This is a genomic window from Serratia sp. TSA_198.1 (assembly GCF_052686505.1).
Genome location: NZ_JBQZFP010000002.1, coordinates 315,579 through 338,897 on the forward strand (window position 1 = coordinate 315,579; position 23,319 = coordinate 338,897).

Consider the following 23,319-nt stretch of genomic DNA (forward strand, 5'->3'; position numbering starts at 1 on the left):
AACGCGATTTCTCTTATTTACAAATAACGGTTGAGATTAATATGTTATCTGGCTGACCGAGCGGGTCATTAGGCTGGGGTTCAGGATTCGCTATTAAATATGGGCCAGGTGTCTTGCTGAGTACCGAGGGAAAGGTGCGCTGTCGTATAGGTGTTTTTTGCGTGGTGATGGTGTCTGGATTGGATTTAAAATTAATGATATATGATAATGTCAATGAGATAGTTCTGTGTTTTCAGTGAATTGATAACGAATAGTGACTATTAATATATATTGGTAACCGCAATGTGGAAAAAAAGAATAAATAAGTCAATACTTTCTGAATGGGTAATTAGAAGTTCTCTGTATTGGATGAGCGCATACACGCGCTGGAAGTTAGATGAAGATGAGCTGAACTGGATTATCACATTTGACGTTTTTAGCGAGGAGAACCAGTTCGAGTTTGAGCGGTTGCTGAATGACTATAAGCTCAGGGAGTCCCTTCAAAGACAAACGGGCCAAGTTAGGGCATCGATCATCGATAACGTATTGAGTAGTATCGACAAGAGGTTAGCGGAATGAAGCTCATGCCGTTCAACTTCGACCGGATAAACGATGATACTGTTTTCTTAAGTAACCTGGCTGGGTTTCATCAGCTCATCTCTGAGGAAAATTTTTCGCAGCTTGTCGAACACTCGCTTCCAGATGATCAGACTCTTGCTGATGCTCTTGAGAGCAAGCTCTTCATCTCTGGGGATGATGAACTGGTGTTCACTGCTTCTGTTTTGAGTTCAGGCTTTGCAAAGCGGATTATGAGTGATTTGGCAGTAAATCCAATCTTTATGATTGTTCCAACATTAAGGTGTGATCACACTTGCAAGTACTGTCAGGTAAGTCGTGCAGCTGTTGGGGCAAAGGACTATGATCTCGATCCTACTCTTATCCCCGTAATCGTAAATCAGATCAAAAAACTATCAGAGCCACCGTACAAAATTGAAGTGCAAGGTGGTGAGCCTCTCCTACGCTTTGACCTCGTGAAACTACTCTATGAGCAGTGTGAAGATATCTTGGGAGCCGATGCGTTTGAGATGGTGATTGCCACAAGCTTATCGTTGCTGGAATCATCGATTCTCACTTGGGTGAAAGAGCGCAACATTACCTTTTCGGTGTCATTGGATGGCAGCGAAACTATCCATAATAAGAACCGTCTCCTTACCAATAACAGATCGCACTCAAAAGCTGCAGATGGGATTCAGTGGATTAAGGAGTATTTGGGAAAAAGTCGTGTTTCTACGGTAACCACCGTAACGAAAGAACTGATTAAAAGCCCATCCTCTATCATCGAGGCACACTTGGCGTTGGGATTGACCGATCTTTTTGTCAGGCCTGTCAGTCCGTATGGTTTTGCGCATAAAGACAATTTTTCATTTTCTATGGATGAGTACTATGGCTTTTATGAAAAACTCATAGAAGACATTGTAGAACATAACAAAAATGGAGTACCCGTTGTTGAACATTCGGCAGCGATACACCTGAAACGGATCTTCAATCCAGGTTTTAGCGGTTATGCTGATCTGAAATCCCCTAGTGGCGTTGTTCTGAACTGCATCCTCTTTAACTATGACGGCCGAGTATATGGCAGTGATGAAAGCCGTATGCTGCAGAAAGTGAACAGCGATGTTGATTTCAGTGCAGGGGAGGTCGCTAACATGGCATTTTCGACAAGCGACTACTATCGAACAGTTTTGGCTTCGTCATTCAATTTCGCATTACCGGGATGCGATACCTGTGCTTATCAGCCTTTCTGCGGCTCAGATCCTTGCCAAAACATCAGTATGCAAGGAGAACCTGTTGGAGACAGGAGTAAATCAACGTTTTGCCAATACCACAAAGGGATGTTCCGATTCCTGATAGACAAACTGGCTAAAGGGGGGGAAGTGGCTGATGTATTGAAAGGGTGGGCTTATGTCTGACGTTATCAGGAACGATATTTTCAGGTATGAAAGCGAAGATGAGGTCCCATCAGGCTTCTATCGGTTATGTAAACAAAAGCCAGTGAATCCACAGTTTTATCTCCCTAACTTATTGGTAAGGGAAAAATTTCAGGAAGAGAGCATACTTCCTTGCTATAGCGCTTGCATTGAAAGTCGAGGCCTTTTCAACGCAATTGAAGATGGTGACATTGCCATTGTGAACAACGGCAACATGCTCAGAGTGATCCTGTCTCGTCGGGCTAATCATAATACTGTCTTGGTGACGGAAAGGTGCAATAACCTTTGCTTATTCTGTTCACAGCCCCCTAAAAGAGCGAATGATGATTGGCTGTTGACTCAATCCGCGTTAGCGATTGCGGCATTCAATCTTGATGGTGTTGTAGGCGTTAGTGGCGGTGAGCCATTGCTATATGGTGATGATTTTTTGGCTTTTCTTGATTTCATCGCTGAAAACTCACCTGAAACATCACTACACGTACTCACTAATGGTAGAGCATTTGCAGATGGCGATTTTGCCAGGCAAGTGAAACAACGATGTAATCAATTGAAAATTACGTTCGGTATTCCTTTGTATTCTTCTAGACAATCCATCCATGACCAGCTTGTAGGGAGTGATGGAGCCTTCAAAGAAACAGTTTGCGGGTTGATTAATGCGGGAAATTTGGGTATCAATATTGAATTGCGAATAATACCAACAAAAGCGAATTATCGAGATCTGTCTCACATAATTGAATATGTAAGTCGTGTTTTTTCCAATATAAATCAGATTTCAATTATGGGGTTAGAATCAATCGGGTGGGCAAGAAAGAACTGGACGGAAATCACCATTGATCACAGTGAGCATGCTAATTATTTATCTGAGGCTGTAAGGGTAGCATCCCGATCTGGGCTTGATGTCTTGATATTTAATTATCCTCTATGCCATCTACCCAACGCTTTATGGCATTACTCAGTACAATCGATTTCTGATTGGAAAAACTATTACCCTGAAGAATGCAATACATGCAGTAAAAAACACATTTGTGCCGGATATTTCAGTTCTTCAAAAGGAAAATTTCATCAAGTTCCGAGACCAATACTATGAAAAAATTTAATTTTTCAGCATTACTTCCTGGGTTTTTAGCTCTAAACAATTCTGTGTGGGCAAGCGATTCAGCTATGGATATAGGGGACATCTCCAATATGTCTCTGAAAGATCATGATCTTGTCTTGGCTCCACTCAATACAGATATCCCGTTCTACATTGCTGGGCATCGCAGTCATAGCTCCCACAGAAGTCACAGTTCACATCGTTCGTCTTCTGGTGGCGGCTACTATAGCTCACCATATTACCCAAAGACGACAAGCTCACCATCAACGACTCGCAGCGGAACTTCTTCGTCATCAAATTCGAATTCAGGAACATCTTCATCTATACGCTCATTCAGTTCAAGTAATGAAGCGTCAAACGTTGGAACCTCTAGAACAACAGGTACAACATCAGCAATGGGCGCGGTATCTACTGATAAGGAGAAGCGGCGTAGGCTGATAATGCGAGTTCAGTTCGCATTGTTCGATAAAGGTTACTATGACGGTGTAATCGATGGGGTTATGGGACCTGCTACTAGATCTTCAATAAGAAGCTACAGAATGGCCTATGGATTACCACTTCCGGCATCTGAAACGTTAGATACACAACTTTTAAATTCTTTGAATGTGTTAGCTAGGTAACGATTTCTATGTGAAGGGAGGGGGTTATGAAAGTTCGTCTTTCGATTTATTTAGCAAAGAAGATAGTAACAGAAGTTGGTCAGCTGCTTAATCTTGAAAAAGTTAAAGCCCCTATAGAACTCCCTTTAATGGATGCTCGTGTTAATTTATTCATTAAACAAGATTTTGATCCTCAAATACCTGAGTGGGCAACATTGTTTTTTTCAGCCAAGCCTGATTTAGACCCTGGGGTTTTTGGTAGAAACAGTAGTACAGGTGCTGTTTTGCTTATTGATTATAAGGGGGAAAGATTCGTTATTCCCTTTGGTACTGGACACCACTTAATCAATGACAACTATATTGTTAAAGAGTTTGGTCTTAAGGCTACGTTGACAGCCATATCTCAAAACAAAATAAGGAGTTTAGATAAAGGGAATCATAATGAAACGAATTTACTAACTAGAAGTCAGAGTACTAAGGAAGTAAATATACAAAATTTAAATATTGACTCTGAGTTGGACATTTTAACAACCTTGACCGGAATGTGTACGGAAGATTTGTTGGGAGACAAAGTTACGGGGAGAGATGCCCTTGTCATAACACCTGATATCTCATTTAATGAGATTACTGAATTACTAGACAAAATAATTGAGGTTTATCAAAGGCCGTTGCCTAATGAATTCGAGTGGGTAAATAATATAAAGCAAGCTGATGATGAAGAAGTAGAGATCCTTGATCTGGAGTTAGTCGATATTATTAATTCTGGAGATTTCACTGATATAGTTCTTGGTGAGCCGGAGATTGTAGATTGGGAGCAGCAGAGGGGGTATTGTTTTGAGCGTAGATCAAATAGCCCTATATATCCGGTAATAGCTTTGGAACACTTTATTGAGCATTGTAGTATTAAAAAAATAGAGATCACTTTAGAAGTGATGAAAAATAAGAGCATTTATACTCTCAATGAACAGAACGAGTCTATAAAGTCATGGTCAATTTATCGCTGTTTATATGCTGAAATCAAGAATAGAGATCGGAACTACGTTCTTAGAAATGGGGTATGGTATTGTGCGGACACCGACTTCTTGACTACTATTGATCATGCAATAAGCCAGATAGAAATCTATGAGGATTATACTTCTCTTCCTCTTTACTCTTTTGAACGTGAAGAAGATTACATCCAGAATTTATGTGTTAAGGATAAGTCATTTACTTTGATGGATCAAAATTTCATTTATCATGGCGGGGGGCGTAGTAAAGTAGAGTTTTGTGATATTATTAAAGATAATAATATTTTCATACATATAAAATACTATACTGGTTCGCAAAGCATGAGCCATCTTTTTTCGCAAGGCTATATCAGCGGTGAGTTATTTGTCGGGGATAAGGAGTTCCGTAGAAAGCTAAATGCTAGGCTTCCTGAACAATTACGTATTGATTCCGACCCTAGGCCAAATACTGGTGATTATAATATAGTATTTGCGATAGCATCTAAAATTGATTTTCCTAGAGGGTTGCCTATTTTTTCTAAAATAAATTTGAAGAATTTCTATAGACAGCTTACCAATCTCGGTTATAACGTGAGAATATGTAAAATACCTGTCGACGAAACTATACTTAAGAAGAAGAAATACAGATTAAAAGAATAAAATAATTTATTATTCTATTCGTGATTTTTAAATATATTAAATAATTACTTTTCCACCTGAGCGTGGAGGACTATAAAAACTCACCTATTAAGTTAAGAGGTGAAATTTTGTAATTTTAAATTAAGTAATAAAAAATCCTATTATGTAATCTCTGAATTAATCCTTATTTTTATCAAAATAAAAGTAGGGAGGTTATTTATTTCATGTTTTCTTATAGAGTAATCACAATTATCTATTGTATTTTTAATGTTTTGATTGAAAGTTTTTCAAAAAATAAATTATTTATGAACCTCTCATCCGTGATTAAAATATGGCGATGTTAGTTGTTACTGTTTCTGAGACTTAAACGCCTGTAACGATGATATTTTTCAGCCATGAGAGAAAAGCAGACTTTGAAATTTCAGTTACCTTGTCCGCTTTTTCCTTACTCAACCAACCAACCAACCAACCAACCAACCAACCAACCAACCAACCGGGCACATGACCCGTCTAGCGGTAATCTTTTTCGTTTAACCATTCAATTGAATCAGTTGCAGAATTATAGTGTACGAAAATTATGCCAGAAGGAGGTCTATTTCCTTCAAATACACAACCGATAGATTCTAAGGTTTTAATCCCCAAATGGTAGTCAGAAAGAAACTCCATAAATCTATTCGCAATTAAACCATAATTGGCATCGCTGATTGATTTCGGTATTAGTAGTTTGAATGTGTATCCATCCTCAGCTTCAGCGAGAATTGAAAATGCAAGAGAAAACGAATTATGACTACTGATTTTCCCCTGAGAGCCAAACAGTGTTGGCTCAATTCTTGGTGTTTTCATTATTTTTGTTGTTAAATTTGACAAACTTTCTTTCGCAGATTGATAGTGTTCTTTTCCCATTTCTTTCAGGAAGCCATCAAAGTAGCTTTTACCGATAAATGCGAAAACAACAGGAAGTATAAACCATTCTGAACAAGCCATTGGGCCTGTTGGTTCTCTGGACTCAACAACCAGATTCAAACCCTCTGCTTTTACGCTGTTTTCAAAATCCTCAAAAAATTCACTGGGAATATTTTTTTCGAAAATCACACCAATATCTGGTTTCTTCATATTATCTCCAACGGTATATTATATTGTAATCCATAATAATTTTTGTTGGCAATATAGTCAAACTACGGAAGTAATGCTTATTTTCCCATAAGAAGCAGCTTCGACATGCTTTTCTCATCAAGTTATCATCTCGCTACGTTGTCATACCAACTTTTGTACCAACAAGTAAGCGTCGCTGCGGGTAGAATTCGGTAGAAAACACTAGATAAAGTGAGTTGGTTAACTCATTGAGTTTAGAATGAAAAGGGGATTTTGATAGACGTCGATAGACAAAAAAATGGTGTCCCCGACTGGAATCGAACCAGTAACTAGCCCTTAGGAGGGGCTTGTTATATCCGTTTAACTACGGGGACCCTGCGGGCCGGCAACCTGAGCTGCCGGGGCAGTATACCTTTTTTTACCCGCAGAATAAGCGCTTAGCGGTGCGTTTGCTCATTCCCTCGCCAATATGCGGTGAATTTTGTACGTAGCCCCGGCTGCGATCACGGTTTTTTCGCCTTGGCAGCCCCTTTTTCCGCCTCCAGCTTCGCCGCCTTGTTTTTAACGCTCATATCGTTACGGATCTGCGCGTGGCTGATGAGCGCGAAGATAAAGGTGCCGCCGATAATGTTGCCCGCCAGCGTCGGAATGGCGAATGGATAGAAAAATTCCTGCCAGGGGAGAGCGCCGCTAAACACCAGATACAGGATCTCGACCGAGCCGACCACAATGTGGGTCAGGTCGCAGATCGCCACCAGATAGGTCATCAGCACAATGATCCAAATCTTGGCCGCCCCGGCGGAGGGGAACATCCACACCATGGTGGCGATGATCCAGCCCGCCAGAATGCCGTTGGCGAACATTTCTGACGGCGAGTTTTTCATCACCTCTTCCGACAGGCTGACGAAGGCGCTGCGGGTATTGTCGTCGAAAATCGGCATATGGATAAACGCCAGCGACGCCAGCCCGGTGCCAATCAGGTTACCGAGCAGCACCACGCCCCACAGGCGGAACAGGATCAGGAAGTTTCTCGGCGTCGGTTTGTGCATGATCGGCAACACGGCGGTGACGGTGTTTTCGGTAAACAGCTGTTGGCGGGCCATAATCACAATGATAAAGCCGAAGGTGTAGCCAATATTCTCGATAAAGAAACGGCTGGGATCGTCCGGCAAGCGGGCGTGAAAAATGCCTTTCGCCACCAGTGACGCGCCCATCGACAGCCCGGCGGCCACGGCGGACCACAGCAACGCTACCCAGTCGCGTTCCAGCTCTTTTTCGCCTTCCATACGGATAAGCTCATGCACCGCCGCCGCGCGGGAGGGTAGGTTCTCTTCTTTTACCTCGATTTCTGATTTGCCCTGTTCGTGCTCTTTGCTTTCTACTTTTAGAGGATCATCGGCATTCGCTGTTGTGCGGGGTTGTTCGTCGCTCATGATTAACTTTCTCCGTCAGAGGTCGCCAAGGCTATTTATCAAGCGTAGTTGGCACACGGGCGGCGCGACAGAAATGCGGAAAATGGCGGAAAAAAGTAACAAGAGTTTAACGCCGTCGGTTTTTCCTACGCATTATTGATCTGGGCCGTCATATTACCCCTATTGGAGTAGCCGAGCGGCCGGTGGCAGGCTGTGTGCCGCAGGCGCCTTATGCTATGATTCGCTATCCCAAAGAAAAATATGAGTTCTCCCGATGCTGGAAGCTAAAAGTCTGAGCTGCGTCCGTGATGAACGCATCCTGTTTAGCGAGTTAAGCTTTACGGTGAAGCCGGGCGAGATTATTCAGGTGGAAGGGCCGAACGGCGCGGGCAAGACCAGCCTGTTGCGCATTCTGGCCGGGTTGGCGCAGCCGGAAAGCGGCGAAGTGTGCTGGCATGGGCAAAATACGCTGCGCCACCGTGAGAATTATCATCAGGATCTGCTGTTCCTCGGCCATCAGCCGGGGATTAAAACCATGCTGACGCCCTTCGAGAACCTGCAATTTTACCAGGCGGTACGCGCTGCGCCCGATCGTCAGGCCATCTGGCGGGCACTGGAGCAGGTGGGGTTGGTCGGTTACGAGGATTTGCCGGTGGCGCAGCTTTCCGCCGGCCAGCAGCGCCGGGTCGCGCTGGCGCGTTTATGGTTAAGTGAGTGCCCACTGTGGATCCTGGATGAACCGTTGACGGCAATAGATAAACAAGGCGTGGCTGAATTGATTAGCCTTTTTGAGCAACATGCGCAGCAAGGCGGCATGGTATTGTTGACTACGCACCAGGATCTGGCCGGCACGACGCAGGCGGTAGGTAAAATCAGCCTGGCGGAGACTCTCTGATGTTTTTGACGGTATTGCGCCGCGAGCTGAAAATTGCCTTTCGCAAAGGGTCGGAAATCGTTAATCCGCTGTGGTTCTTCCTGATCGTTATCACGTTGTTTCCGTTGGGCATTGGGCCTGAACCGCAGTTGCTGGCGCGCATTGCGCCGGGGATTATCTGGGTGGCGGCGTTGCTGGCTTCGCTGTTGTCGCTGGAGCGTTTGTTTCGCGACGATTTTCTCGATGGCTCGCTGGAGCAACTGCTGCTGTTGCCGACGCCGCTGCCGATGACGGTGTTAGGCAAAGTGTGTGCTCACTGGGTCGTGACTGGGTTGCCGCTGTTAATCCTGTCGCCGTTGGTGGCGCTGCTGCTGTCGTTGGATATGCAGACCTGGCTGGCGGTGGCGTTTACGCTGCTGCTGGGCACCCCGACGCTGAGCCTGGTCGGTGCCATCGGCGTGGCACTGACCGTCGGGTTGCGTAAAGGCGGCGTGCTGCTCAGCCTGCTGGTGCTGCCGCTGTATATTCCGGTGCTGATATTTTCCACCGCCGCTATCGACGCCGCTTCCATGGGCATGCCGATAGCGGGGTATCTGGCGATTCTGGGCGCCATGCTGGCGGGCAGCATAACGCTGGCCCCCTTTGCCACCGCCGCCGCTCTGCGAGTGAGCGTGCACTAGCATCACTGATTAACATGCGGGTTAACGCCGTTAAGAGCGTGTTCCACCGCGAAAGCTATTTTCGTCGCCCCACGATAGGGGGGCCACCTTAAAACATTTACCGTGAGCAATGACGACAATGTGGAAATGGTTACATCAATTCGCCCAGCCTGAACGGCTGTATCGTGTCTGCGGCCGTTTTGTCCCGTGGCTGGGGCTGGCCGGCGCCCTCTGCCTGGCGATCGGCTGGGTATGGGGCTTTGGTTTTGCGCCGAAGGATTATCAACAGGGCGACAGCTTCCGCATCATGTATATCCACGTGCCGGCTGCCATGTGGTCAATGGGCATCTACGCTTCGATGGCGGTGGCGGCGTTTATCGGCCTGGTGTGGCAGATGAAAATGTCCGATTCCGTGGTGGCGGCGATGGCGCCGGTCGGCGCGGTGTTTACCTTTATCGCGCTGGTCACGGGGGCCGCCTGGGGCAAACCTATGTGGGGCACCTGGTGGGTGTGGGACGCGCGTCTGACCTCTGAACTGGTGCTGCTGTTCCTTTATATGGGCATTATTGCGCTGTATAACGCCTTTGAAGACCGTCGCCTGGCCGGCCGCGCCGCCGGCATTCTGGTGCTGGTAGGGGTGGTGAACATCCCGATTATTCATTTCTCTGTCGAATGGTGGAACACGCTGCATCAGGGTTCCACCAATATGCAACAGAGCATCGCGCCAAGCATGCGCACCCCGCTGCGCTGGGCGATCCTCGGCTATCTGCTGTTCTTCATTACGCTGACCCTGATGCGGTTGCGCAATCTGATCCTGGCCCAGGAGCGTCAGCGCCCGTGGGTTGCCGGGTTGGTCAACAAGGAGCGCCAACCATGAATGCCGCATTTACCTCCTGGTCGGCGTTTTTCGCCATGGGCGGCTACGCCTTTTACGTTTGGCTGGCGGTGGCCGTCACGCTGTTGTCGTTGCTGGGCCTGGTGGCTCACACCTGCTGGCAGCGCAGGCAACTGCTGGATGAAGTCAGCCGCCGCCAGGCGCGCGAACGACGCATTCGTCAGTCGCAGCAGTCGAAACAAAAATCCGCTGATCCGCGGGAGAAATCATTGTGAATCCACGTCGTAAAAGCCGCCTGTATCTGGCGATTGTCGTGCTGATCGGCGTGGCGCTGACCGCTACCCTGACGCTGTACGCGCTGCGCTCCAACATCGATCTGTTTTATACCCCGAGTGAAATTCTGCAGGGCAAGGGAGAGGATCACGAAAAACCGGAGGTGGGCCAACGCCTGCGCATTGGCGGCATGGTGATGCCCGGCTCGGTGAAGCGTGATCAGAAAACGCTGCAGGTCAACTTCAAGATTTATGATGCGCGCGGCGTGATTGACGTCACCTATACCGGCATTCTGCCGGATCTGTTCCGTGAAGGGCAGGGCGTGGTGGCGCAAGGCGTGCTGGGCGAAGGCAACGTGGTTAACGCGCGTGAAGTGCTGGCCAAACATGACGAAAAATACACCCCGCCGGAAGTGGCAGACGCAATGAAAGAAAATCATAAGGGGCCAGCTTCGGCCTACACCGCCCCGCAAAATGAGGGCGGCAAGTCATGATGCCTGAAACGGGAAGTTTTCTGCTGTGCCTGGCATTGGCGATTTCGCTGCTGCTGAGCATTTATCCACAGTGGGGCGCGGCGCGTCAGGATCGCCGCATGATGGCGGTGGCGCGCCCGCTGACCTACGGCATGTTCGCCGCCATTGCACTGGCGTTCATCTGCCTGGTGCACGCCTTTGTCGTGAATGATTTTACCGTGGCTTATGTGGCCGCCAACTCCAACAGCCAACTGCCGGTGTATTACCGCATCGCCGCCACCTGGGGCGCGCATGAGGGATCGCTGCTGCTGTGGGTGCTGTTGCTCAGTTGCTGGTCATTGGCGGTGGCGCTGTGCAGCCGTTCAATGCCGCAGGATGCGGTGGCGCGCGTGCTGTCGGTGATGGGCATGATCACCGCTGGTTTCCTGCTGTTTATCATCATGACCTCCAACCCGTTCACCCGCACGCTGCCGAACTTCCCGATCGACGGCAGCGACCTCAATCCGCTGCTGCAGGATATCGGCCTGATCTTCCATCCGCCGCTGTTGTACATGGGGTATGTCGGCTTCTCGGTGGCGTTTGCCTTCGCCATCGCCTCACTGATGGCCGGCCGTCTGGATACCGCCTGGGCGCGCTGGTCGCGGCCCTGGACCACGGCGGCCTGGGTGTTCCTCACTATGGGGATCGTGCTGGGTTCCGCCTGGGCCTATTACGAACTGGGTTGGGGCGGCTGGTGGTTCTGGGATCCAGTGGAAAACGCGTCCTTTATGCCTTGGCTGGCCGGTACGGCGCTGATGCACTCGCTGGCGGTGACCGAAAAACGCGGCACCTTCAAGGCCTGGACGGTGCTGCTGGCCATTACCGCCTTCTCGCTGTGCCTGCTGGGCACCTTCCTGGTGCGCTCCGGCGTGCTGGTTTCGGTGCACTCTTTTGCCTCCGACCCGGCGCGCGGCATGTTTATCCTCGCCTATCTGGTGATCGTGATCGGCGGTTCTCTGCTGCTTTACGCGGTCAAGGGCGGGCAGGTACGCAGCCGGGTGCAGCATGAAACCTTCTCGCGCGAAACCTTCCTGCTGGGCAATAACGTGCTGTTGATTGCCGCCATGCTGGTTGTGCTGCTGGGCACGTTGCTGCCGCTGGTGCACAAACAGCTGGGCCTGGGCAGCATTTCTATCGGCGAACCCTTCTTCAATACCATGTTCACCTGGCTGATGGCGCCGATGGCGCTGCTGATGGGCATCGGCCCGCTGGTGCGCTGGCGTCGCGATGAACCGACCAAGCTGTGGCGTCGTTTGAGCGTGGCGCTGGCGATCACGCTGGTGCTGTCGATCTTGCTGCCGTGGCTGTTACAAGACAGCATCGCCGGCATGACGGTGGTCGGGCTGATCATGGCGGTGTGGGTGATTATTCTGACGCTGATGGAGTTGCATGAGCGCGCTACCCATCGCCACGGTTTCTGGCGCGGCCTGAGCCACCTTTCCCGCAGCCACTGGGGCATGGTGTTGGGCCACCTCGGGGTCGCGGTGACGGTGATCGGCATTGCGTTCAGCCAGAACTACAGCGTGGAACGCGATGTGCGCATGAAGGCCGGCGACAGCGTGGACATTCACAGCTACCACTTTGTGTTCCGCGACGTGCACGATATTCGCGGCCCGAACTACAGCGGCGGCGTCGGCATTATCGACGTCACGCGCAACGGCAAGCCGGAAGCCACGTTGCTCGCGGAGAAACGTTACTACAGCGTGGCGCGCAGCATGATGACCGAAGCGGCTATCGACGGCGGTTTCAGCCGCGATCTGTATGCGGCGCTGGGGGAGGAACTGGACGACGGCTCCTGGGCGGTGCGGCTGTATTACAAACCCTTCGTGCGCTGGATCTGGTTCGGCGGGGTATTTATGGCGATTGGCGGCATCTTGTGCATTCTCGATCCGCGCTATCGGATGAACAAAAAACTCAAGCGTGAAGGTAAGCTGGAGGAGCAGGCATGAACCGTAAGTTGCTGTTTATCCCGTTAATCCTGTTCCTGTTGCTGGTGGCGGCCTTTATGGTGCAATTGACGCGCAATGCCGGCGGCGAGGATCCGACTATGCTGGAGTCTGCGCTGATCGGCAAACCGGTGCCGACTTTTAAGCTGGAGTCGCTCGACCAACCCGGAAAAACGTTCGATCAGGCGGTGCTGCGTACCGGCAAGCCGATGTTGTTGAACGTTTGGGCGACCTGGTGCCCAACCTGCCGTGCCGAGCATCAATACCTCAATACCCTGGCTGCGCGCGGCATTCGCGTGGTGGGGCTGAACTATAAGGACGACCGCAGCAAAGCGGTCACCTGGCTGAATTCATTGGGCAATCCCTATGCGCTCAGCCTGTATGACGGCGATGGCATGCTGGGATTGGATCTTGGCGTGTATGGCGCGCCGGAAACTTTCCTGATCGACGGGCAGGGCATTATTCGTTACCGCCATGCCGGGGATATGAACGAACGCGTCTGGCAGCAGGAAGTGTTGCCGCTGTACAAAAAGTACGGGGGTGAAGCATGAGGCTGATTGCCCTGATGTTTGCCGCATTGTTGAGCTGGAGCGCGGCGGCGGCTATCGATACCTATAAATTCAATTCGGTTGAGCAGGAACAGCAATACCGTGAGCTGACGGAACAGTTGCGCTGCCCGAAATGCCAGAACAACAGCATCGCAGATTCCAACGCCATCATCGCCGCGGACATGCGCACCAAGGTGTACGAGCTGATGATGCAGGGGCAGAACAAACAGCAGATCATTGATTATATGGTGGCGCGCTACGGCAATTTCGTCACCTATGAACCGCCGGTGACCCCGGCGACGCTGATCCTGTGGGTTGGCCCGTTGCTGTTTGTGCTGATCGGCGGTGCGGTGGTGATACTGCGCACTCGCCGCCGCCGTGCCGGCGCTGCTAACGATGAATTCTCCGAACAGGAGCAACAGCGCTTGGCGGCGCTGCTGAAAGAGACTGACAGGAAGAAACCCTAATGGCTTTTTGGCTGATTATTATTGTGCTGTTGGCCGGCGCTGCGGCGCTGCTGGTGGTGCCTGCGATGCGCCAGGGCAAGCAGGGCGCGGCCACCAGCCGCGACGCATTGAATAAGGCGCTTTATCAGGATCGCCTGCACGAGCTGGAGCAGGATGAAGCGCAGGGCGTGGTTGCCGAGCGCCCGGTGCTGGTAAAAGAACTGCAACAGAACCTGCTGAACGACATTCCCGGCCAACAAGATGTGCAGACGAAACCGATCACCCGTTGGGCGCTGGTGCCTGGCGTGTTGCTGCTGGTGGTGGTTACCTTGGGGTTCTATCTGAAAACCGGTGGGTTGGCGCAGGTGATGGACTGGCAGCAGGTGCAAGCCCAAATGCCGGAGTTGCGTGCGCGCGTCGCCAATGAGCGTGCTCAGCCGCTGAGCATGGAAGAGATTGCTCGCCTTGGGCTGGGGCTGCGCACCGCACTCCAACAAGACGATCGCAACATCAACGATTGGATGATGCTGGGCCGCGTCGGCATGGCGCTGAATAACGCCACAACGGCGACGCAGGCATTTGCTCATGCTTATCAATTGGATCCGAATAATCTGGAAGTGCGTCTCGGCTATGCGGAAGTGTTGACGCGATCCAACGATCCGGAGGATAACAAGCAAGCCACGCAGATGCTGCGCAAGATGATCGCCGACGATCATACCAATCTGCGCGTCTTGAGCTTGCTGGCGTTCAATGCCTTCGAACAGGGTGATTTCAAACAGGCGATCGGCGCCTGGCAGGTGATGTTGAAACTGCTGCCGGCCAACGATCAGCGCACCGAGGTGTTAAAGCGCAGTATTGCACAAGCAAAATCACAGGCGGGCGAAGAAACTGTTAAACTGAATGTAAACGTGACGTTATCGCCCGAGGCGACTAACGCTTTACCACAGCAGGGGACGCTGGTCATTTCGGTGACCGATGGTGCCAACCCGGTGCCTGTTGCGGTAAAACAACTGCCCTTAAGCCGTTTCCCACTGTCATTCTCTTTGGATGACAGCAACGCCATGATGCCTGAACGCCTGCTTTCGGCGCTGCATCAGGTGAAGGTGCGGGTACGGATTTCTCACGACGGTCTGGCCACGCCGCAGGCGGGCGACTGGTTTGGTGAGAGTGAGCTGCAGAATTTCAGCGGTAAAGAGCAGGTTAGCGTTCAGATTAACAAGCAGGTTCCCTGAATAAAAAGACCGAACGTATTTTCATGGAGAAAAATATGAACTTTCGCCTGACTGGGCTGGCTTTCGCAACTGTGCTATTGGTGGGCTGTGCCAGCGCGCCGCAAGATGAACCACAAGGGCGATCCGATCCTCTGGAAGGATTTAACCGGACGATGTTCGACTTTAACTATAACGTCCTGGATCCGTACGTATTGCGCCCGGTGGCCGTGGCCTGGCGCGACTATGTGCCCATGCCGGCGCGTAACGGTTTAAGTAACTTCACGTCGAACCTGGAAGAGCCTGCCAGCATGGTCAACGCCTTCCTGAAGGGCGACCCGTATCGCGGGATGATTCACTTCAACCGCTTCTTCCTCAACACGCTGTTGGGGATGGGCGGTCTGATCGACGTGGCGGGGATGGCGAACCCGAAACTGGCGCGCGAAGAACCGAACCGTTTCGGCAGCACGCTGGGGCATTACAATGTCGGCTACGGCCCTTATGTGATGTTACCTGCCTATGGCAGCTTCACCTTGCGTGAAGATGGCGGCGATTGGGCGGATACGGTCTATCCGGTGCTGAGCTACCTGACCTTCTGGATGTCGGCGGGTAAATGGGTGGTTGAGGGGATTGAAACCCGCGCCCAATTGCTGGATTCCGACGGGCTGCTGCATAACTCTTCCGATCCTTACGTGATGGTGCGTGAAGCCTACTTCCAGCGTCACGACTTCCTGGCGAGCGGCGGTTCACTGAAGGCGGAAGAAAACCCGAACGCCAAGGCGATCCAGGGCGATCTGGACGAAATCGATTCAGCGAAATAATTCCTCGCCAAGAGAATATGAAAACCCGCCGCCAGGCGGGTTTTTTGTTATAAAACGGCAACAAAAAAGCGCCCCGCAGGGCGCTTAAGCGTTTTGAACGACCGCTTTAGAAACGGTAGTTGAAGTTGGCGCCGTACAACCAGGCCTTGCCCACCGATTCGAAGGTGTAAGGGCCTTCTTTGACGGTGACTTTCTGGCCGTGCATGTAGGAAACACCGACGTCAACCGAAGCGTCTTTGTTGAACGCATAGGTGGTACCGGCGCTCAGCCAGAAACGGTCCTGATCCGGGATTGAAATAGAGCGGTTCTGGGCAGGTACCGGGCTGTCATCGAATGCGATACCGGTGCGGAAGGTCCAGTTATCATCGTAGAAGTAAGTGGTACCCAGCGCGATGCGGTAGGCGTCTCTGAAGCCTTCATGCTTCTCGAACAGCGTCTGGCCGTTGTTGCCGGTGGCTTTCAGCTCCTGGAACTGGCTCCAGCTGGTATAAGCCAGGCTGTAGTGGACAGCCCATTGCGGCGCAACCTTGTTGTAGCCCGAGATTTCCCACATTTCCGGCAGGTTCAGGGTCAGCGAGCCTGGAATGGTATTGCCATCAGTACCCCATGGCAGACCGGTTCTGCCCTGCAATGGGTTCAGACGAGATGGGATGCTACTTTTGTAGTCGCCGTCGAAGTCAACTTTCACTTCTGAGCGGTAAGTTAAGCCATAGCGGTTGTTTTCGTCCACTTCATACAGGATGCCGGCGTTCCAGCCGTAGCCCCATTCGTCACCCTTCAGGTGGGAGATTTGAGTATCAGCGGGCATGCCGAGGGCTGCACCGCTTTCGCCTGCATAACGCTCAAGTTTGGCTTTAGCGTAAACCGCGTCAAAGCCCAGACCGAAGCTGAAGTGCTGGTTCAGGCGATAGGCGCCGCTCAGATTGAGGTTCACCGTGGTCAGGTCGGTTTTGCCGCCGTAAGCGCCTGCGGTGTAACCGTCGTTGAATTCGGTGGCCAGACCATAGTTACTGGTGACCGAGCCGCCTACGGCAAATTGATCGTTAATCGGGTGAACATAGTGCAGGTTCGGCACCCAGGCGGTTGGCGCGATGTTTTTGGAATCCAGGCTGGCGCCTGAAGGGGACTTGCCGGTGATGTCTACATCCGGATCGATAAATACCGCACCGATCGAGAATTCCGGTCGGGTGTACATCATCAAAAGGGCAGGGTTGCGGCTGGCGGATGCTGCAGTATCCGCGATGGCGCCTTCACCAGAATACGAACGTCCTAAACCCGCTGATGAGAACTCATTCAGCTGGAATCCTGCGGCAGACACGTTTGAAGAAATAATTGCCACTGCAGCTGCGAGAGCTGATTTAGTAAATAGGTTTTTCTGGCTCATGACCAAAACCTCATTATGTGTTTATTATTTAAACTATGTTACACAAGGTAACAAGGAGCGCGGGATTGTAGGGTCCGTTATCATTCAGACAAATCAGACCAGTGGCTGAATTATAGGTCCGACCTGTTAGGATGTTGCAACTTTGTTTTTGAGATATTTCAGAATTGGTATCAAAAAAGAGATCTGCTTAACAAAAAACCAGCAGTGAATAACAAACTTCTTACCATTCCTTAGCAGACGTCGATTTTTATTTGTGATTTCCATCACTTAAAACACCTATAAAAAGTAAGTGCTAGCGATGGGTTTCGCTGCGGGGTAAAATAAACGCAGAATCTTGCGTCTTTGCGCCAGAAAGTTAATGGCAGTTTGGACTCGCGTAATGGCGGTCCCTGAGGAGAATTAATCATGTCCGATGCAATTAATAAATGCAGCGCCCAGGAAACCGCAGCTTGTTGCTGTGTTGATGTCGGTACCGTGATGGACAACACCGATTGCACTGCATCCTACAGCCAGGTGTTTGCCAATCAACCAGATGCCGAGAAAACGCTGGCGGCGCTGACGGAAAAAGCCCGTGGCGTGGAGTCTGACCCTTGTGACATCAGCAGTAGCATTAAACCGGTTGACGGTGGTGTGCAACTCACTGCGGACTTCACCTTTGCCTGCCAGGCGGAAACACTGATTTTCCAGCTCGGCCTGCGTTAATTCCCGCCCAAAACGGTGCGGGGTAAACCCGCGCCGCTGCCTCGCTGTTTTCCCCCCAATAGAAAGTTGCTCCTGCTCTCAGTTTTCACTTCTGACGGTTTGCCAAATGTAAACATTTGGTTAACAATGACCTCATCAGGTCAGACCTCTTTTTGCCCGTTGCGCTGACGTTATTTTTTTCAGGAGCGTTTATGAGTAAGGCACTGCCGTTGGTGACCCGTTACGGTGACCGTATCGCGATTGTAAATGGACTGCGTACCCCTTTTGCCAAGCAGGCAACCGCTTATCACGGCATTCCGGCGGTGGATCTGGGGAAAATGGCGGTGAGCGAACTCTTGGCCCGCAGCGGCATAGATCCGGCGCTTATCGAACAACTGGTATTCGGCCAGGTAGTGCAAATGCCCGAAGCGCCGAATATCGCGCGTGAAATTGTCCTCGGCACCGGCATGAGCGTACACACCGATGCGTACAGCGTGTCGCGCGCCTGCGCCACCAGTTTCCAGGCGATTGCCAACGTGGCGGAAAGCATCATGGCGGGCAGCATCAGTATCGGCATTGCCGGCGGCGCCGATTCCTCCTCGGTGTTGCCGATCGGCGTCAGCAAAGCGCTGGCGCGTACGTTGGTGGACGTCAACAAGGCGCGCACCCTGTCGCAACGCCTCAAACTGTTTAGCCGGTTAAAGTTCCGCGATCTGCTGCCGGTGCCGCCGGCGGTGGCGGAATACTCGACTGGCCTGCGCATGGGCGATACCGCCGAACAGATGGCGAAAAGCCACGGCATCACCCGCGAAGAGCAGGATGCGCTGGCGCACCGCTCTCACCAACTGGCGGCCAAAGCCTGGGAACAGGGGCTACTGCGCGATGAAGTCATGACCGCTTACGTGCCGCCGTACCGCGCGCAAATCAGCGAAGACAACAATGTTCGCAAAGACTCCAGCCTGGCGTCATACGCTAAACTGAAACCGGCATTTGACCGCAAACATGGCAGCGTCACTGCGGCCAACAGTACGCCGCTGACCGACGGCGCGGCGGCGGTGCTGATGATGAGCGAATCGCGAGCGAAAGAACTGGGGCTGCAACCGCTGGGCTACCTGCGTAGTTTTGCTTTTTCCGCCATCGACGTGTGGGAAGACATGCTGCTGGGGCCATCCTACGCCACGCCGTTGGCGCTGGATCGCGCCGGTATTGGCCTGGCCGACCTGACGCTGATTGACATGCACGAAGCTTTCGCCGCGCAGACGTTGGCAAACCTGAAGATGTTCGCCAGCGATGAATTCGCCCAACAAAAGCTGGGGCGCAGCAGGGCGATTGGCACAGTGGATATGGATAAATTTAACGTCTTGGGTGGCTCGATCGCCTATGGCCACCCGTTTGCCGCTACCGGCGCGCGCATGATCACCCAAACGTTGCACGAGCTGAAACGCCGTGGCGGCGGATTGGGGCTGACCACCGCCTGCGCGGCCGGAGGGTTAGGGGCCGCAATGATTGTAGAGGTGGAATGATGAGCTTTGAAAACGCATTGCATGAACAGCGGGCCAAACCCTCGGCTTTTCAACTGACGCTGCGCCCGGACAACATCGGCGTGATTACCATCGACGTCCCGGGTGACAAGGTCAATACGCTGAAAGCCGAGTTCGTCGAGCAGGTGAATGACGTACTGATCCGCGCGCAACAGCATACTGCGCTGGAAGGGCTGGTGATTATTTCCGGCAAGCCGGATTCGTTTATCGCCGGGGCGGACATCACCATGATCGCCGCCTGCACCAGCGCCAAAGAGGCCGAAACGCTGGCGAAAAAAGGGCAAAGTACGCTGGCGCAGATCGCCGCTTTCCCGGTGCCGGTGGTGGCGGCTATTCACGGCGCTTGCCTGGGGGGCGGGCTGGAACTGGCTCTGGCCTGCCATGGTCGCGTTTGTTCGCTGGATGACAAAACCGCTCTCGGCTTGCCGGAAGTTCAGCTTGGCCTGCTGCCAGGCTCCGGCGGCACCCAGCGCTTGCCACGGTTGATCGGCGCCAGCAAGGCGCTGGACATGATGCTGACCGGCAAGCATATCCGTGCGCGTCAGGCGTTGCGGATGGGATTGGTGGACGATGCGGTGCCGCAGGCGATTTTGTTGCAGGCCGCCATTGAACGGGTCAAGCAGGGGTGGCAGAGCCGGCGTGCACTGCCGTGGCAGGAGCGCTTGCTCAACGGCCCTCTGGGGAAAAGCCTGTTGTTCAGCATTGTGCGCAAAAAAACGCTGGAGAAAACCCACGGCAACTATCCGGCGGCGGAAAAAATCATTCAGGTGGTGCGTACCGGCCTGGACAGCGGCAGCACCAGCGGTTATGAAGCCGAAGCGCGGGCCTTCGGCGAACTGGCCATGACGCCGCAGTCGGCGGCGTTGCGCAGCCTGTTCTTTGCCTCTACCGCCTTGAAGAAAGAGCGCGGCGGCAATGCCCAACCTCATGCTCTGCATCGCGTCGGCATTCTGGGCGGTGGCCTGATGGGCGGCGGGATTGCCTGCGTAACCGCCACGCGCGGCGGCCTGCCGGTACGAATTAAAGACGTGAATGAAACCGGCATCACCCACGCGCTGAAATACAGCTGGGATGTGCTTGGCAAGCGGGTGCGCAGCAAACGCATGCGTCCGGCGGAACGGCAAAAACAGATGACGCTGATCTCCGGCTCGACCGATTACACCGGCTTTGAACGGGTGGATATCGTGGTGGAGGCGGTGTTTGAGGATCTGGCCCTGAAGCAGAACATGGTGGCCGAGATTGAACAGCACGCCGCGCCGCATACCATTTTCGCCTCCAATACCTCGTCATTGCCGATTGGCCAGATTGCCGCCAAAGCGCAGCGGCCGCAGCAGGTGATCGGCCTGCATTATTTCAGCCCGGTCGACAAAATGCCGTTGGTAGAGGTGATCCCTCATGCTTCTACCAGCGAGGAAACCATTGCCACCACCGTGGCGCTGGCGCACAAACAGGGCAAGACGGCCATCGTGGTCGCCGATCGCGCCGGTTTTTACGTCAACCGCATTCTGGCTCCTTATATAAATGAAGCGGCGCGCTGTCTGCTGGAAGGCGAACCGATCGAATCGCTGGACAAGGCGCTGGTGGATTTCGGTTTCCCGGTGGGGCCGATTACCCTGCTCGATGAAGTGGGCATTGATGTAGGCACCAAGATTATCCCGGTGTTGGTGGAACAGCTAGGGCCGCGTTTCGCCGCGCCGGCCGCCTTCGATGCGGTACTGAAAGACGGGCGCAAAGGGCGTAAAAACGGCCGGGGTTTCTACCTGTATCCGAGCGAAGGTCAGCAACGTCAGCGGGGCAAGCGCGCCGATACTTCGGTATATCTTCTGCTGGGTATCACGCCGAAGTCGCATTTGCAGCCGGCGGTCATCGCCCAGCGCTGCGTAATGATGATGTTGAATGAAGCGGCGCGTTGCCTGGAAGAAGGCGTGATTCGCAGCGCACGCGATGGGGATATCGGCGCGGTCTTCGGTATCGGTTTTCCGCCGTTCCTCGGGGGGCCGTTCCGTTATATGGACGAGCTCGGCGCAGAGAAGGTGGTTAAAACGCTGCAATATCTGCAGCAGCAATACGGCGAAAACTTTGCCCCCTGCGAACGCTTGCAGCGCATGGCGCAGCAGGGCGAACGCTTTTATCCGCAAGGGGAGTGAGCGGCGCGGCGCCCTGATTTGTACTAGAGTTGGATCAGGGCGCAGTGTGATCGTTATCACTCCTTGAAATACCTGCAATCCTGGGCGCTATACAGGGAGATAGCGAGGGGGTAACGTAACCGGATAGCGACGAAAGACTGATCGCCATCAATAAGTTTCATGATGGAAAGGTTAAAATTTAACCCGTTGAATTGGTTGTTATGTGAGCGCCATATTCATGTCAGGACGATGTTGATGTAAAAAACAGCGTTTTCTTTACGTGAACTTTCAGGCAAAATGCCCGGCCGCCATAAAAGAGACGGCGCGTTATCGTTTCAAAGCTTTTGCTTTGGGGTTGTAAAACTCGGCGATACAGCACGCTCGGCGTTTCTGTATAGCGTTATTTTGTCAACAACAGCGGTGCAATATGCAAGTTTTGATTATGCGTCACGGAGAGGCGGCACTTGATGCGGCCAGCGATTCGGTAAGACCTCTTACCCTTTGTGGCCGTGATGAGTCACGTCAGATGGCGGCCTGGTTAAACACCAAGTCTGTGGATATTGAACGAGTACTGGTCAGCCCCTACCTGCGGGCCGAACAGACGCTGGAAACGGTGCGCGAAGCCTTGGCGCTGCCGGAAAGCGAAGAAGTGCTGCCTGAGCTGACGCCGGGCGGTGATGCCGGTCTGGTGGGGAGTTATCTACAGGCGCTGGCACAGCAGGGGGTCAGCTCCGTGTTGATCGTCTCCCACTTGCCGCTGGTGGGTTATCTGGTTGCCGAACTCTGTCCGGGCGAATGCCCGCCGATGTTTGCGACCTCCGCGATCGCCAATGTCGATCTGGCGGCCGACGGCAGCTACGGCAAGTTTGAATGGCAGGTCAGCCCGTCGCAGGTGATGGCTAAAGTGTAGGACGCCGTGTCTTGGGTCCCACCAGAAAAGGGCGATGTTTAACATCGCCCTTTGTCATTTTTGCCGTTTACTCGGCCAGTTCGACCAGCAACAAAATCGCCGCGTTGCCGCCCCATTCCTTGGGAGCCTGGTGGAACGCCAGTACGTCAGGGTGCTGCGCCAGCCACAGCGGCGTCTGCTGTTTGAGAATGTGCTTGCCGTGGCCATGCATGACGCAGGCGCAGTGCACATGTTCACGCTTGCAGGCGGCAATCAGTGCGCCCAGCTCCTGCTTGGCCTGCATTTGGGTCAGGCCGTGCAGATCGAGAAACAGGTCTGGTGAATAATCGCCGCGCCGCAGTTTTTTTAGCTCAAACGCGCTGTAGCCGGGACGCACGTAGCGTGTCGGTCCTTCCTCTTCCAACTGCGGTTGGTATTCATCCGAGAAATAATAGCTGGCATCCACCTGTTCCTGCAGCAGGCGCTGCGGCGCCATTTGCCGGGTTTTTGGCCTGGGTTTGGGGTGGACAACGGTATCCTGACGCAGTTTTTTTGCGCTTGCTATCGACTCTCTGAAGAGCTGCAATTCATCTTTGCTCAGAGGGTGCTTGTTCTTCATTTTTTATTCACCGGAAATCATTTATCACGATAGTTTACCGTGTCGCGGGTATCTGTCGACGCAAAACTCCCGTCCGAATGAAAATGAGAATGTCTTAACGCGACTATTGCTGCTGATTTGTCGCGGGCTTCATGGCAAACTATGCGGCTAAATCATGAATCACAGTGCCT

23 protein-coding genes and 1 tRNA gene are annotated in these 23,319 nt (G+C 52.2%); 19 read left to right on the forward strand and 5 right to left on the reverse strand.

The window, feature by feature from the left end; translation table 11 throughout:
* The first annotated feature begins 282 nt into the window (after nucleotides 1-282).
* The 5 genes from hxsD to ACUTSW_RS12900 are packed head-to-tail and all read left to right on the forward strand — an operon-like array spanning nucleotide 283 to nucleotide 5,305.
* Complete coding sequence (gene hxsD / locus ACUTSW_RS12880) at nucleotides 283-558, forward strand: His-Xaa-Ser system protein HxsD (protein WP_062868149.1); 276 nt, start codon at nucleotides 283-285, stop codon at nucleotides 556-558.
* Nucleotides 555-1,949 (forward strand): His-Xaa-Ser system radical SAM maturase HxsB, encoded by a 1,395-nt coding sequence (hxsB, locus tag ACUTSW_RS12885; RefSeq protein WP_445584588.1) that lies wholly within the window; start codon nucleotides 555-557, stop codon nucleotides 1,947-1,949. Before hxsD ends, hxsB begins: the two co-directional genes overlap by 4 nt.
* Complete coding sequence (gene hxsC / locus ACUTSW_RS12890) at nucleotides 1,942-3,054, forward strand: His-Xaa-Ser system radical SAM maturase HxsC (protein ID WP_445584589.1); 1,113 nt, start codon at nucleotides 1,942-1,944, stop codon at nucleotides 3,052-3,054. Before hxsB ends, hxsC begins: the two co-directional genes overlap by 8 nt.
* Nucleotides 3,051-3,680 (forward strand): His-Xaa-Ser repeat protein HxsA, encoded by a 630-nt coding sequence (gene hxsA, locus ACUTSW_RS12895; RefSeq protein WP_445584590.1) that lies wholly within the window; start codon nucleotides 3,051-3,053, stop codon nucleotides 3,678-3,680. Before hxsC ends, hxsA begins: the two co-directional genes overlap by 4 nt.
* 26 nt (nucleotides 3,681-3,706) lie before the next feature.
* Nucleotides 3,707-5,305: a TIGR04141 family sporadically distributed protein gene (locus ACUTSW_RS12900; RefSeq protein ID WP_241921898.1), complete on the forward strand. Its 1,599-nt coding sequence runs from the start codon at nucleotides 3,707-3,709 to the stop codon at nucleotides 5,303-5,305.
* 489 nt (nucleotides 5,306-5,794) lie between these two features.
* Here the strand turns inward: ACUTSW_RS12900 and ACUTSW_RS12905 are convergent, their stop codons facing one another.
* The 3 genes from ACUTSW_RS12905 to ACUTSW_RS12915 form a co-directional block, all read right to left on the reverse strand.
* On the reverse strand, nucleotides 5,795-6,397 hold the full coding sequence (locus ACUTSW_RS12905; protein WP_445584591.1) for a hypothetical protein: 603 nt from the start codon (nucleotides 6,395-6,397) through the stop codon (nucleotides 5,795-5,797).
* Between the two features lie 278 nt (nucleotides 6,398-6,675).
* Nucleotides 6,676-6,750: transfer RNA gene (locus ACUTSW_RS12910), tRNA-Arg, on the reverse strand.
* Between the two features lie 129 nt (nucleotides 6,751-6,879).
* Entirely contained in the window at nucleotides 6,880-7,809 is a 930-nt protein-coding gene (locus ACUTSW_RS12915; RefSeq protein ID WP_013813956.1) for a formate/nitrite transporter family protein, read from the reverse strand.
* Between the two features lie 253 nt (nucleotides 7,810-8,062).
* Here ACUTSW_RS12915 and ccmA point away from each other — a divergent pair, with 253 nt between their 5' ends.
* The 10 genes from ccmA (at nucleotide 8,063) to mlaA (ending at nucleotide 15,909) form a co-directional block, all read left to right on the forward strand.
* Nucleotides 8,063-8,683, forward strand: a complete 621-nt coding sequence (gene ccmA / locus ACUTSW_RS12920) for a cytochrome c biogenesis heme-transporting ATPase CcmA (protein ID WP_445584592.1) — start codon at nucleotides 8,063-8,065, stop codon at nucleotides 8,681-8,683.
* Nucleotides 8,683-9,342, forward strand: a complete 660-nt coding sequence (ccmB, locus tag ACUTSW_RS12925) for a heme exporter protein CcmB (protein WP_004947525.1) — start codon at nucleotides 8,683-8,685, stop codon at nucleotides 9,340-9,342. Before ccmA ends, ccmB begins: the two co-directional genes overlap by 1 nt.
* Before the next feature lie 118 nt (nucleotides 9,343-9,460).
* Nucleotides 9,461-10,198 (forward strand): heme ABC transporter permease, encoded by a 738-nt coding sequence (locus tag ACUTSW_RS12930; RefSeq protein WP_013813954.1) that lies wholly within the window; start codon nucleotides 9,461-9,463, stop codon nucleotides 10,196-10,198.
* The gene (gene ccmD / locus ACUTSW_RS12935) at nucleotides 10,195-10,431 is read left to right on the forward strand and encodes a heme exporter protein CcmD (protein WP_004947521.1); all 237 of its coding nucleotides are present in this window, start codon (nucleotides 10,195-10,197) and stop codon (nucleotides 10,429-10,431) included. Before ACUTSW_RS12930 ends, ccmD begins: the two co-directional genes overlap by 4 nt.
* Nucleotides 10,428-10,922 carry a cytochrome c maturation protein CcmE gene (ccmE, locus tag ACUTSW_RS12940; protein WP_004947520.1) on the forward strand — a complete coding sequence of 165 codons (495 nt, stop codon included), beginning with the start codon at nucleotides 10,428-10,430 and terminating at the stop codon, nucleotides 10,920-10,922. Before ccmD ends, ccmE begins: the two co-directional genes overlap by 4 nt.
* The gene (locus ACUTSW_RS12945; protein ID WP_445584593.1) at nucleotides 10,919-12,889 is read left to right on the forward strand and encodes a heme lyase CcmF/NrfE family subunit; all 1,971 of its coding nucleotides are present in this window, start codon (nucleotides 10,919-10,921) and stop codon (nucleotides 12,887-12,889) included. Before ccmE ends, ACUTSW_RS12945 begins: the two co-directional genes overlap by 4 nt.
* A complete protein-coding gene (locus ACUTSW_RS12950) occupies nucleotides 12,886-13,437 on the forward strand; it encodes a DsbE family thiol:disulfide interchange protein (RefSeq protein ID WP_013813951.1) in 552 nt (183 codons plus the stop codon). Before ACUTSW_RS12945 ends, ACUTSW_RS12950 begins: the two co-directional genes overlap by 4 nt.
* Nucleotides 13,434-13,901 (forward strand): cytochrome c-type biogenesis protein, encoded by a 468-nt coding sequence (locus ACUTSW_RS12955; protein WP_006326986.1) that lies wholly within the window; start codon nucleotides 13,434-13,436, stop codon nucleotides 13,899-13,901. The genes ACUTSW_RS12950 and ACUTSW_RS12955 overlap by 4 nt, the downstream gene beginning before the upstream one ends.
* Nucleotides 13,901-15,112 carry a c-type cytochrome biogenesis protein CcmI gene (gene ccmI, locus ACUTSW_RS12960; protein ID WP_062868140.1) on the forward strand — a complete coding sequence of 404 codons (1,212 nt, stop codon included), beginning with the start codon at nucleotides 13,901-13,903 and terminating at the stop codon, nucleotides 15,110-15,112. Before ACUTSW_RS12955 ends, ccmI begins: the two co-directional genes overlap by 1 nt.
* Nucleotides 15,113-15,147: 35 nt before the next feature.
* Nucleotides 15,148-15,909, forward strand: coding sequence for a phospholipid-binding lipoprotein MlaA (gene mlaA / locus ACUTSW_RS12965; protein ID WP_004947508.1), 762 nt, complete (start codon nucleotides 15,148-15,150; stop codon nucleotides 15,907-15,909).
* 106 nt (nucleotides 15,910-16,015) lie between these two features.
* Here mlaA and fadL read toward each other — a convergent pair whose 3' ends face one another.
* Nucleotides 16,016-17,293, reverse strand: coding sequence for a long-chain fatty acid transporter FadL (fadL, locus tag ACUTSW_RS12970; RefSeq protein WP_445584594.1), 1,278 nt, complete (start codon nucleotides 17,291-17,293; stop codon nucleotides 16,016-16,018).
* Nucleotides 17,294-17,698: 405 nt separating this feature from the next.
* On the opposite strand from fadL, the gene ACUTSW_RS12975 reads away from it, so the two are divergent.
* The 4 genes from ACUTSW_RS12975 (at nucleotide 17,699) to sixA (ending at nucleotide 22,551) form a co-directional block, all read left to right on the forward strand.
* Nucleotides 17,699-17,995, forward strand: a complete 297-nt coding sequence (locus ACUTSW_RS12975; RefSeq protein WP_004947502.1) for a YfcZ/YiiS family protein — start codon at nucleotides 17,699-17,701, stop codon at nucleotides 17,993-17,995.
* Nucleotides 17,996-18,186: 191 nt separating this feature from the next.
* On the forward strand, nucleotides 18,187-19,497 hold the full coding sequence (fadI, locus tag ACUTSW_RS12980) for an acetyl-CoA C-acyltransferase FadI (RefSeq protein WP_445584595.1): 1,311 nt from the start codon (nucleotides 18,187-18,189) through the stop codon (nucleotides 19,495-19,497).
* Nucleotides 19,497-21,662, forward strand: a complete 2,166-nt coding sequence (fadJ, locus tag ACUTSW_RS12985) for a fatty acid oxidation complex subunit alpha FadJ (protein ID WP_241922261.1) — start codon at nucleotides 19,497-19,499, stop codon at nucleotides 21,660-21,662. Before fadI ends, fadJ begins: the two co-directional genes overlap by 1 nt.
* Nucleotides 21,663-22,068: 406 nt before the next feature.
* Nucleotides 22,069-22,551, forward strand: coding sequence for a phosphohistidine phosphatase SixA (gene sixA, locus ACUTSW_RS12990; RefSeq protein WP_004947495.1), 483 nt, complete (start codon nucleotides 22,069-22,071; stop codon nucleotides 22,549-22,551).
* Between the two features lie 67 nt (nucleotides 22,552-22,618).
* Here the strand turns inward: sixA and smrB are convergent, their stop codons facing one another.
* Entirely contained in the window at nucleotides 22,619-23,149 is a 531-nt protein-coding gene (smrB, locus tag ACUTSW_RS12995) for an endonuclease SmrB (protein ID WP_006326965.1), read from the reverse strand.
* Nucleotides 23,150-23,319 lie beyond the last annotated feature (170 nt).